General features: G+C 62.7%; 10 protein-coding genes. All 10 read left to right on the top strand.

Going from position 1 to position 10,902, the window contains the following annotated elements; all coding sequences use genetic code 11:
* Nucleotides 1-1,869: hypothetical protein (locus tag AB4Z11_RS10280; RefSeq protein ID WP_442025063.1), on the top strand; the 1,869-nt coding region annotated here is incomplete at its 5' end.
* A complete protein-coding gene (gene tssA / locus AB4Z11_RS10275; RefSeq protein WP_442025061.1) occupies nt 1,866-2,957 on the top strand; it encodes a type VI secretion system protein TssA in 1,092 nt (363 codons plus the stop codon). The genes AB4Z11_RS10280 and tssA, both read left to right, overlap by 4 nt.
* Nucleotides 2,947-3,402 carry a hypothetical protein gene (locus AB4Z11_RS10270; protein ID WP_442025059.1) on the top strand — a complete coding sequence of 152 codons (456 nt, stop codon included), beginning with the start codon at nt 2,947-2,949 and terminating at the stop codon, nt 3,400-3,402. The genes tssA and AB4Z11_RS10270 overlap by 11 nt, the downstream gene beginning before the upstream one ends.
* Before the next feature lie 78 nt (nt 3,403-3,480).
* Nucleotides 3,481-4,005 (top strand): type VI secretion system contractile sheath small subunit, encoded by a 525-nt coding sequence (tssB, locus tag AB4Z11_RS10265; protein ID WP_442025057.1) that lies wholly within the window; start codon nt 3,481-3,483, stop codon nt 4,003-4,005.
* Nucleotides 4,006-4,023: 18 nt separating this feature from the next.
* Nucleotides 4,024-5,583, top strand: a complete 1,560-nt coding sequence (gene tssC, locus AB4Z11_RS10260) for a type VI secretion system contractile sheath large subunit (RefSeq protein ID WP_442025055.1) — start codon at nt 4,024-4,026, stop codon at nt 5,581-5,583.
* Nucleotides 5,584-5,610: 27 nt separating this feature from the next.
* On the top strand, nt 5,611-6,093 hold the full coding sequence (locus AB4Z11_RS10255; RefSeq protein ID WP_442025053.1) for an Hcp family type VI secretion system effector: 483 nt from the start codon (nt 5,611-5,613) through the stop codon (nt 6,091-6,093).
* A gap of 3 nt (nt 6,094-6,096) precedes the next feature.
* A complete protein-coding gene (tssE, locus tag AB4Z11_RS10250) occupies nt 6,097-6,573 on the top strand; it encodes a type VI secretion system baseplate subunit TssE (RefSeq protein ID WP_442025051.1) in 477 nt (158 codons plus the stop codon).
* Nucleotides 6,570-8,444 (top strand): type VI secretion system baseplate subunit TssF, encoded by a 1,875-nt coding sequence (gene tssF / locus AB4Z11_RS10245; RefSeq protein WP_442025049.1) that lies wholly within the window; start codon nt 6,570-6,572, stop codon nt 8,442-8,444. The genes tssE and tssF overlap by 4 nt, the downstream gene beginning before the upstream one ends.
* Nucleotides 8,417-9,523, top strand: coding sequence for a type VI secretion system baseplate subunit TssG (tssG, locus tag AB4Z11_RS10240; RefSeq protein WP_442025047.1), 1,107 nt, complete (start codon nt 8,417-8,419; stop codon nt 9,521-9,523). The genes tssF and tssG overlap by 28 nt, the downstream gene beginning before the upstream one ends.
* On the top strand, nt 9,520-10,902 hold a 1,383-nt coding region (gene tssI, locus AB4Z11_RS10235), incomplete at its 3' end, for a type VI secretion system tip protein TssI/VgrG (protein WP_442025045.1). The genes tssG and tssI, both read left to right, overlap by 4 nt.

The raw sequence follows: 10,902 nt of genomic DNA, 5'->3' as shown, positions 1-10,902 counted from the left end.
GGCCAGGAGCTGGTGCAGTGGGCGAAGAAGGAGCGCGATGACCGCGCTGACTCCCTGGAACTGGCCATGCTGAGCGCGGAAGGCGGCCAGGGAAATGCCATCCTGCAGAAAGGCGCCGAGGGCAATCTTGAGTTTACGCCGGAGCTGGCGAATCTGAAGTCCGGTTTGGACCGGCTGGCACGCCAGCCTTTCATGGCGCCCGTTTCGCCTGTGGCGCCCATTCCGCCGTCGATCGCCGGTCCGCTGTGGGACGTTAAAACGCTGAATGGCGATCTGGTGCTGGCCGATGAAGCGCGCGCTTATCTGGACAAGGAGCTGCGCACCTTCCCCGTCCAATTCCAGGCCGAGCTCAAGCGCTACACCAGCCAGCGTGTCGCCGACAATCTGGCCGTGGCGGTGACGAAGGCGCAAATGCAATCGCCCAATGAGGCCGAAGTCTATGAGCGGCTTGGCCAGGTTCAGAAACAGCTGACTTCATTGCTGGACACTTTGCATAATCTGGATATCGAGCAGCAGTATGCGTCCGTGAATGAAATGGTGGCTGCTCAGGCCAGCAACGGTTTGCGCTGGCTGGAGCGCGACCTGACGCAAAACGGGCTGTATCGCCCGCGCGATGGCAACTTCGGATGGTGGCAGGGAACGCCGAATCCTGCCGCGCAAGGCTTTGCGGGCGGCGATCCCGCTGGGCTGGAGGAATATCTCGCTGCGCAACAAGCCCGCATCGAAGCGGCGGTGCGCCACGCGCAGCCGCTCCTGAAGCTGGTGGAAGCAGGCGAAGGCGGCTTGCGTAGTCCTTCAGCCAAGCGTTGGACCGATATCACGGCCGAACTGGCGCGTTATCAGGAAAAGCAGCCCAATGCCCGCATGGCCCAGCTGCACGCCTACATCCGTGGCGATCTGGCGGCCACCGACGGGAAAAAATGCGCAGTGAACGCAATCCCGGCTGCGGTGCCGGTGACGGTGGCATTCGGCGCCAGCGACTTTTTCACGGAACGCCGCCGCGCGCTGGCCACTGCGCTGGCCGTGCGTTGCCGCGAACTGGCGGGCGAGGAAACCGGTAAAGGCTATATGGACTTGCGCGCGCAGTTCCGCCGCTCGCTGGCGGGGAGGTTCCCGTTTGCCGACGCAGCGGGTGCAGCGGATTCCGCGGAACTGGACGATGTTCTGTCTTATCTGCGGCTGTACGACCAGGCAGGTTTCGACCTGCCACGCCTACGTCCGGGCAGTGAACGTGACTTCATCGCCGCCAGCGGTGCGGCCCGCGCCTTCCTTGCGCCGCTGCTGCCCACAGCGGACGGCAGCGACGGCACGGGCTACGATCTGGCCGTGCGCTTCCGTGTCGGCAGTAATGGCGAATCGGATGGCAACAACGCGCTGGGGGGCGAGATCGGCGGCAACCATATCGTCGCCTGGACGCTGCAAAGCGGCGATGAACGCATCAGCTGGACCAGCAGCAGCAAGTCCGCCGTGCAGATGCTGCCGTGGCGGCCGGGTATGCAGGTGGTGCTGACCTTGCGCTGGGCCGATAATGTGACGTCCTTGCCCTTCAGCGATGGCAGCGACCGCTACATGAGCGTGACAGGGCGCGACGTAATCTACCGCTACAGCGAACCGTGGTCGCTGCTGCGCATGCTGGCGCGCCAGCGCGTACCGCGCATGGGCCCCGCCAAATTCGAGACGCTGCGCTTCGACATTCCGACTGCGCCCACCAGCGCCGCCGCCAAAGCCGCCATGCCAAACGACGAACGGGCGCGTGTCTTCCTGAGTATGACCGTCATGCCGTCGCAGAAAAAAGAAGCACTGGTCTTCCCGCGTTTCCCGATTGCGGCGCCAGGCGATGAGCAGAACATCCTGATGGCGAGGCCATGATGCAGACACCTACCCAGGCCCCGCGCGAGCAGCACGCCAATCTTCTGAAGCCGATTTCGGCAGCCAGTCCGTGCGGCGACTGGCTGCGCCACGACAGCATCTATCAACGCATCTCAGAAGCGCGGCGTGAAGACGACAGCAGCCTGCCGCAAGGGATCTGGGAACAGCCTTTGAAACGCGCCGACTGGGCTTTGGTCGAACAGCTTTGCACGGACGCGCTAAGCCATCGTAGCAAAGATTTGCAAATTGCTGCCTGGCTCACCGAAGCATGGCTGCGGCGTAATGGTTTGCCGGGCCTGATCGAAGGGCTTCAGCTGATTACCAGCCTGCTGGAAGAATTCTGGGACGGCCTGTATCCACGCATGGAACACGGCGATCCCGAATACCGGCTGGCGCCATTTATCTGGCTGAACAAGCATGCCGCGCTTGCGTTGGGATCGGTCCAGATCGCCGCCGGGGCGTCGCCGGCGGGACGCTTGTTCACCTTGGCCGAATGGGGACAGGTATTGCGCAACGAGCTGTCCGCAGCGCCGCCGGCGCAGCAGAAAGGCCGCAATGGTCAGGCCGGAACAGACGACGTCACACTCACGCGCCAGCATTTCAGTACGGCGGTGGCGATGACGCCCGCACATTTCTACAAGGATCTGCAAATCCAGTTGCATGGCGCGGCCGTGGCACTGGATCGGCTGGGGATCGTACTCGACAGCTGCCTGGGCGACCAGGCGGTGGCCCTCAACGGGATCGAACTGCGGCTGGATGAATGCTTCCAGGCTTTGCAGGAGCTGGCCGGTGTGCCCTGGCCGGAAGAGGTGGAACAGGAGGATGACATGGGAAGCGTACAGGAATTGCCGGCGCCGCGGGTGATGGAACCCGGCCCGCAGCCGCACAGCCGAGAAGAAGCTTACCGGCGACTGGATGAAATCGCGGACTATCTCTTGCGTACCGAGCCGCACAGCCCAGTGCCCTATCTGGTCAAGCGCGCCGTGGCCTGGGGCAGCATGCCGCTGGCCGAGCTATTGCAGGAGCTGCTGGATAGCGAGAGCGATCTGAAACAGATTTACCGCTTGCTGGGGACGCGTGGCCATTAAGTTGCCGCCATCGGCCCGCCCGCAGCCGAATCATCCGCTGCAGCAGCGGCTTTATCCGAATCTGCGTCCGCTGGCGATGCCGGACTTGCGGAAGGAGGACATTTACACGCTGCAGTCCTGGAACGGGAACTACAGCATGCGCGGCGCTGGTGGCCGCGGCCTGTATGTGCCGAATGCGCGCTACATCTTTGTGCGCACGCAGGAAGGCGAAACCCGGATGCATCAGCGACTGCGGCACGCCGTGCTGTCGCGCGGGGAGCCGGTGATGTATGCCGGCGAAGCGTATTTCGAAAGCGGTGCGCTGCGCTGGTGGAGTAATAGTTCGGGCCACTACCGGCCCGATCCCGAACATGCGCCGCAGGCGGGCCTGCCGTTGGCGCTGTTCCGCACCTGGGACGATGTGGTGCGGCGCGGCGCCCGGCCTCCGCCCGGCGCCAAGCGTTAAGCAGCTAGTAGTGAAAGTGCCGGCGCCGGCGCCTGAACCGGTGCTCCTGTCAACCGTTGCACAAGAGGGGAGTTAGCAATGTCTACCGAAAGCAGTCAGAAGTGGTTGGAACGTAACCGCCCGCCGCGGGTTCAGATCAGCTATGAAGTGGAAACCGGTGGCGCCAGCGTCAAGCGTGAATTGCCGATGGTTGTGGGCATCCTGGCCGATCTGGGCGTGACCGAGGAACCATTGGCCAAGCGCCGCTTTATCGAAATCGACCGCGATAATTTCGACAAGGTGATGGAAACCATCTCGCCGAATATGGACATCAAGGGCATCGACGGCCTGTCCGGCAATATCGCGTTCAAGAAACTGGATCACTTCGAGCCGGATTATCTGGTCGAGCATGTGACCGGCCTGGATGACCTGTTCAAGCAGCGCAAGGAATTGCGCGACCTGATGGCCAAGATCGATGGCAACGACCGGCTGTACAAGGCGCTGTCCGACCAGGTGAAATCCGATCCGACCTTTGCCACCTGGGGTGTGAAGATGGGCGATGCGCCGGCACCGGCGCCTGCTCCGGCACCGAAACCCGATACCGGCGACCAGCCGCAAGCCTAAGCGCGCAAGGAGATGAACATGAGTGTAGCGACAATCGACCAGGGCGCCAAAGCACAGTGGCAAAAGGTGCTCGATAAAATTATCACGGACAACGCCATGGTTCTGGCCGAACCTGAAACCGCCGGCGGCGACGACAAGCTGTACGACCAGGCGCGCGGCATGCTCCAGCAATTTGCCATGCGCACTGCCGAAGGCAAGATCCGCGCCGATGAAAAGAAAGGCCTGTTGAAAGCAATGGGTGACGCCATCGCCGAAATCGACCGTCAGATTGGCCAGCGTCTGGGCCAGTTGATGCACAGCGAAGACTTCCAGAAGCTGGAACGTTCCTGGCGCGGGCTGCATGGCCTGGTGAAAGGCACCGAAACGGGGCCGCGCCTGAAACTGCGCCTGCTGAATGCCACCAAGACCGAAATTGGCGACGATCTGACGCGCGCGGTGGACGTGGATCAGAGCCATCTCTTCAAGAAAATCTATGAAGAGGAATACGGCACGTTTGGCGGTAACCCGTACAGCATGATGGTGGCGGATTACGAGATCGGCCGCAGCCCGGCCGATATGACCCTGGTGCGTGAGCTGGCGCGTGTAGCGTCCATGGCCCATGCGCCGATTCTGCTGGCGGCTTCGCCTAGCCTGTTCGACCTGCGTTCCTTCACGGACCTGGGCGCGCCGCGTGACCWGTCCAAGACCTTCGAAGCGGCTGATGCAGCCGAATGGCGCGCCTTCCGTTCCAGCGAAGATGCCCGCTATGTGGCGCTGACGCTGCCGCACTATCTGGTGCGCCTGCCATATGGCGAGAAAACCATTCCGGCGCGCACTTTCAACTTCGAAGAGTTTGCCGACTTCGACTACAAGGTGGACGAGGACGGCAATCCCGTGCCGCCGCCGAATGAAGATCCGGATGCGCGCCACAAGGCTTATCTGTGGGGCAGCTCGGCTTATCTGCTGGCCCAGCGCTGCACGGCGGCCTTCGCCAGATACGGCTGGTCCGCTGCGATTCGCGGCGTGGAAGGCGGCGGCATGGTGGAAAGTCTGCCGGTGCATACCTTCAATACCGGCGAAGGCGACCAGGTCATGAAGTGCCCGACCGAAGTCACCATCACCGACCGGCGCGAGAAAGAACTGAATGACCTGGGCTTCATCGCGGTGGTGCACAAGAAGAACGAGAATTATGCGGCCTTCTTTGGCGGCCAGACGGCCAACAAGCCGAACCAGTACAGCAAGGCGCTGGCGAATGCCAATGCCCGCCTGTCGGCACAGCTGCCGTGCATCCTGGCGGCCTCGCGCTTTGCCCACTACATCAAGGTCATCATGCGCGACAAGGTCGGCAGCTTTACTTCGCGTGCCAATGTCGAAACCTTCCTCAACAACTGGATCGCCGATTACGTACTGGTGAACGACAACGCCTCGCAAGCGCTGAAGGCCCAGTATCCGCTGCGTGAAGCGCGGATCGACGTGACCGAAGATCCGGCCAAGCCAGGCGTGTACAAGGCCACCGTTTTCCTGCGTCCGCACTTCCAGCTGGAAGAATTGACCGCATCGATCCGCATGGTGGCCGAGCTTCCGGCAGCCGAGGCTTAAGACAGATAACCGATTAAGGAGAACTAAGTGGACGTCATTATTCTCGACATGCCAGGGATTCAGGGCGAATGCCAGCTGAAGGACTTCGTCGACAAGATTGAGTGCCTGTCGTATAGCCATGCGGTGGCCATGCAGATGACCAGCGACGTGAGTAACAAGGAACGTACCTCAGGCAAACCGAGCGTGCAGGACTTCACCGTGYCCAAGTACATGGACAAGGCATCGCCGGTGCTGAATCAGGCTTGCTGCGAAGGCCGCAAGATTGGCGATTGCATCGTCACCATCGGCCGCAACGAGGCGGGTCTGGTAATGCCGCTGATGGTGTATAAGCTGAAGGACGTGCTGGTGTCCAGCATCAGTGTGGCGTCATCGGGCGGCGACAAGCCTGCCGAAACGCTGACGCTGAACTTCACTGCCGTCCAGTGGGACTACACGGCCCAGAAACCGGACTCCAGCAAGGAGGGTACGTCCGGCGGCAAGTGGGACATGAAGACCAACACGGCGGCATAAGCCTTGGCAGACCTCAAGCTGCTGCGGGGCGTTCGTGCGCCCCTGTTCGACCGCTTCGGCGACGAGGACGGGGAGGGCGCTGCGTCCTTCCTCGCCTGGCATCCGGCCCGGCGCGATGGCCTCGAGCTGTCGCTGTCGGCGCTGGAGCATTCCATCGGTGCTGAACTGGAGCGCTTGTTGAACACGCGCTGCGCCGCTTCGCTGGCCCAACTGGCCACACGCAGACGCAGCGTGCTCGATTATGGCTTGCCAGACTATTCGGCGCTGCATACGGCTGATGTCGAGCATCGCCGCCAGTTGTCGGCGCTGGTGCTGGACACCGTGACGGCATTCGAGCCACGCCTGCGCGATGTGCAGGTCGATGTGGAGCCGGCACCCAACACYCGGCATGCGCTGGAAGTGTCGATTACCGGTCGTATTGCCGCGCCGGGACGGCTGGAACCCGTTAATTTCCGCGTATCGGTGAAGGAGACTGCATGAGCAGTGGCAGCGACGAGCTGTATGGATATTACCAGCGAGAGCTGGATTACCTGCGCAATGCGGGCCGCGAGTTCGCGCGCCAGCATCCGGAAACGGCCCGCCGTCTGGAACTGGGTGAGTTGGAGTCGCCCGATCCGCACGTCGAGCGCCTGATCGAGTCCTTTGCTTTCCTGAGCGGGCGCATACGGCGCGAGCTCGATAATGAATCGCCTGAAATGGCCACCGCGCTGCTGGAAGTCATGCTGCCGAACAGCATGGCGCCATTGCCCGCAATGACCATCGTGCGCATGACCGCCGATGCGAGCAAAGGCAAGGACAGCGCCGGCCGCACCGTTCCATTGCATACGCCCCTGTATGCCGCTGCCCATCCATCCCAGCGCGCGCCGGACGCACCGGAAGTGGTGTGCCAGTTCCGTACCTGTTATCCGCTGACGCTTTGGCCGCTGACGGTCGAACGGGTTGGCTATGAAGAAGCGGGCGCACATCCCGGCCTTGAAATGGAGCCTGAGGTCGCGGGCGTGCTGCGTATCAGCCTGGCCTGCGGGGATAAGGTGTCCTTTGGATCGGGCGAAGACGGCATCGCGCCTGACCAGTTGCGCTTCCACCTGCACGACAGCTGGCACAATGCGGGCGCCCTGTACGATCTGCTGCTCTGCAATGTGAGGCGCATCATGCTGGTGCCGGCGGAACGCAGCACCAATGAACATCTCGGTGGCAACCCGGCCTGGCGCGAAGTGGGTTTTGGCTCGGACGATGCGGTGCTGCCGGTAGCGGGCCATGCCCATCCGGCCTACCGGCAGCTTCAGGAATACTTCGCCTACCCGCGCAAATATCTGTTCTTTGATGCCTGTGGGCTATCGCAGGGCTTGCGTGGCCTGAGCGCAGGCACGCAGCGCGTCGACCTGCTTCTGCTGTTGACTAAACGGCCGCCGAGCGGACTGCCTCTGCATCGGGACCAGTTTCTGCTTGGCTGCACGCCTGCCATCAATCTATTCCCGCGCACGACGGAAACACTGCGGCTTGATCAGCGCCAGATGGAATACCGCCTGGTGCCCGATGCCCGCAACGAAGCCAGTACGGAAATCCACACGGTGCTGAAGGTGGAGGCCAGCTATGCGGACGGCGTGGCGGGCATGCGGCTGGAGCCCTACTTCGATTTCGGCCAGGTGCTGGAAGGCAAGTCCGGCGCGCAATGGCTTGCGCGCCGGGTTCCCGGCACTGGCACGCGGGCAGGCGGCACAGATGTGGTGTTGTCCTTCATGGAGCTGGAAGGAAATGTGGCGCCGCATCGTGTGCCACTTATTTCCGCCAGCACGCTCTGCACAAATCGGCGTCTGGCAGAGGAAATACGGCCCGACCCGCCGGACCAGGCCACCTTCAAGGCCGCCGCCGCGGCAGGCGTGCTGCCGGCGCGCTGCCTGTATCAGCCAACGCGTCAAGTGATGCCGCCGCTGGACGGCAGCCAGCTTTGGCGCCTCTTGTCGCTGCTTAATCTGAATCACGTCACGCTGGACCAGCTCTCGGACAGCAAAGACGGCGCGGGCATCGCCATGATGCGCCGCCTGCTGGAACTGGCCAATAGCGCTGGCAGCGTTGGCGGCGCACGCCAGGCCCGCGCCTTGAAGCGGTTCGCTTGTCGCCGCGTGGTGCGCCCGGTGCGCGGCGGACCGGTTCCGGGCTTCCGGCGCGGCTATGAACTTGTGCTGGAATTCTCCTCGGGCTCTTACAGCGATGGCACCCCGCTGATGCTGGCGGCCGTGCTGCAGCGTTTCTTCCAGCTGTATTGCAATGTGAACTCGTTTGCCAGCGTCACGGTGATGTCGGGCGAAGAAAGGATCAAAGAATGGCTCCCCGAGACGCCCGCGCCGTAGCGGCACTGGCCCGGCAAGTTCTCGATCGGCCGGACGCATTCGATTTCTTCCAGGCGGTGCGGCTGCTGGAACAGGCGCGCCCGGATGCCGCCGGAGTGGGCACCGGCAGCGAAGCCCTGAACGAAGCCGTCTCCTTCCGGGGACGCATCGGCTACACCTTCCCGGTAGCAGACATCGTCTGCGCCTCCGGCCCGGATCAGCACGAGCGGGTCATGCTGGAAGTCGCCTTCATGTGCCTGGCGGGTAGCGATGGGCCGTTACCGGCGCCTTACACAGCAGTCGTGCAACGCCGCGCACGCCGCGATGGCGGAATGGCGGGAAAGCCGGCTTACGGCCCGGATGACGATGCGCGCAACTTCCTCGACATCTTCAATCATCGGCTGGTTTCCTATTTCTACCGGGCGCGCAAGAAACGCCGCCTGGCACTGTACCGCACAGGCTCTGCGCCACTGGAGCGCATGCTGTACCAGCTGATTGGCTTTAATGAAGGCGCGGTGCTGGGCCGTATGCGCCGCACGGGCTCGCGACAGGGCGCTTCGGTCTACAGCGGCGCCTTGTTGYGCTACGCCGGTATTCTGGCGAATCAGACGCGCTCTATGGCGGGGCTGGAGGCGATGCTGTCCAATGCGCTGGGTGTGCCGGTGCGCGGCAGCCAGCATCATGGCCGATGGCTGGAGATTGAACCCCGCTTTCAGACTGCGATTGGCGGGCATGGGCGTAACCGCGCATTGGGCCAGGAAACCGTGCTGGGTAAGCGCGCCTGGGAGCCTGATGGCGCGATCTCGCTGCAACTGGGGCCAATGGGCATCGTATCGTACCGCTGCCTCCTGCCAGGCGGTCCCGCACACGAAGCCCTGACGTTCCTGACGCGCTTCTACCTGCGGGAGGATCTGGACGTGCACGTCACCCTGCTGCTGGCACCGGAAGAGGGCGAGATCGAACAGATTTCACGGCTTGGCTTCGGCGCCCTGAATCGCACGGCATGGATTGGCCGTCAAAAGCCGGAAGCGCACTATCGTGCCAGTTTCGCCTTACCTGAATGGGGCCAGCCCACAGCCAAGCCCGGAGGTTGGTCATGACTCGCGCCGGACTTGCGCTGAAGCTGAGCGCCTCGCCGTCGCTCGATAAGCTGCAGCTGGTGCAGTTGCACGGTGAAGAGACCTTGGGCGAATTGTTCATTTACCATCTGGAGATGCAGTCAAGCGACGTGGCGATCGACTTCACGTCCATGGTTGGTCAGCCAGTTACGGCGAGCGTGGCGCTGCCGACCGGCGAGTGGCGCCATTTCAGCGGCCGTGTTGCGCGCTTCGTCCAGACCGGCGGCGGCCCAAGCAATGCCACTTATCGCGCCGAACTGCGGCCGTGGTTCTGGTGGCTGTCACTGGAGGTGGATGCGCGCATCTTCCAGCACAAAAGCGTCCCGGATATCATCACTGGCCTGTTCGGCGAGTTTGGCTACACGGACTTCCGCAACAGCCTGACTGCAAGCTATTCGCCGCGCGAATACTGTGTGCAATACAACGAAAGCACCTTTGCCTTCATATCGCGGCTGATGGAAGAAGAAGGCATCTTCTATTATTTCGAACACACAGCCACCGGCCATACCCTGGTGCTGGTGGATGGCGGGCAGGAATATGCCGCTTGTCCCGGCCTGACCCAGGCGGCCTACATGGGGACAGGCTACAGCCGCGATCAGATGGATCTCATTTTCCGCTGCGACGCCGAACAGAACGCAGTCCCTGCACGCTACGCCAGCGGGGACTTCAATTTCACCACGCCCGCCGCTCCGTTGGCGGCGACAGCAGGCGGCTCATCCGGTGGCCGCGTCTACGAATACCCCGGTGGCTACGAGGACAATGGCGCGGGGCAGGCCCTGGCGACCTTGCGCATGCAGGCACTGAACCATAATGCCAAGGCGATCCGCGGCGACAGCACTTGCCGCGCCTTCACCGCCGGCTATCGTTTCATGCTGATCGGCCATACACGCGCCGACCTGAATGCCGATCATGTGCTGCGTCACGTGGCGTACAGCGTGAGCCACGACAGCTACAGCAACAGCTTTTTTGCCTTCCCGCTGACCGTGCCATTCCGTCCGGTGCGGCAGACGCCGAAGTCCCGCATCCTCGGCACGCAGACCGCCACAGTTGTCGGCAAGTCCGGCGAGGAGATCTGGACCGATAGCTATGGTCGCATCAAGGTTCAGTTCCATTGGGACCGGCTAGGAAAGAGCGATGAGAATTCCTCATGCTGGGTGCGCGTGGCGCAAGGCTGGGCAGGACAGGGCTGGGGCACGTTCTTCCTGCCGCGTGTTGGCCAGGAGGTGATTGTCAGCTTCCTCGAAGGCGATCCTGACCGCCCGCTGGTTACCGGTAGCGTGTACAACGCAACGCAGACCGTGCCCGAATCACTGCCTGGAAATCAGACGCGCAGTGTGATCCGCAGCCAGTCATCCAAGGGC

Origin of the sequence: Pseudoduganella sp. RAF53_2 (assembly GCF_052113985.1) — a bacterium.
Taxonomy (GTDB): domain Bacteria; phylum Pseudomonadota; class Gammaproteobacteria; order Burkholderiales; family Burkholderiaceae_D; genus Rugamonas.
Note: the sequence above shows the minus strand (reverse complement) of the source record. Positions and strands in the feature narration are given on the sequence as shown.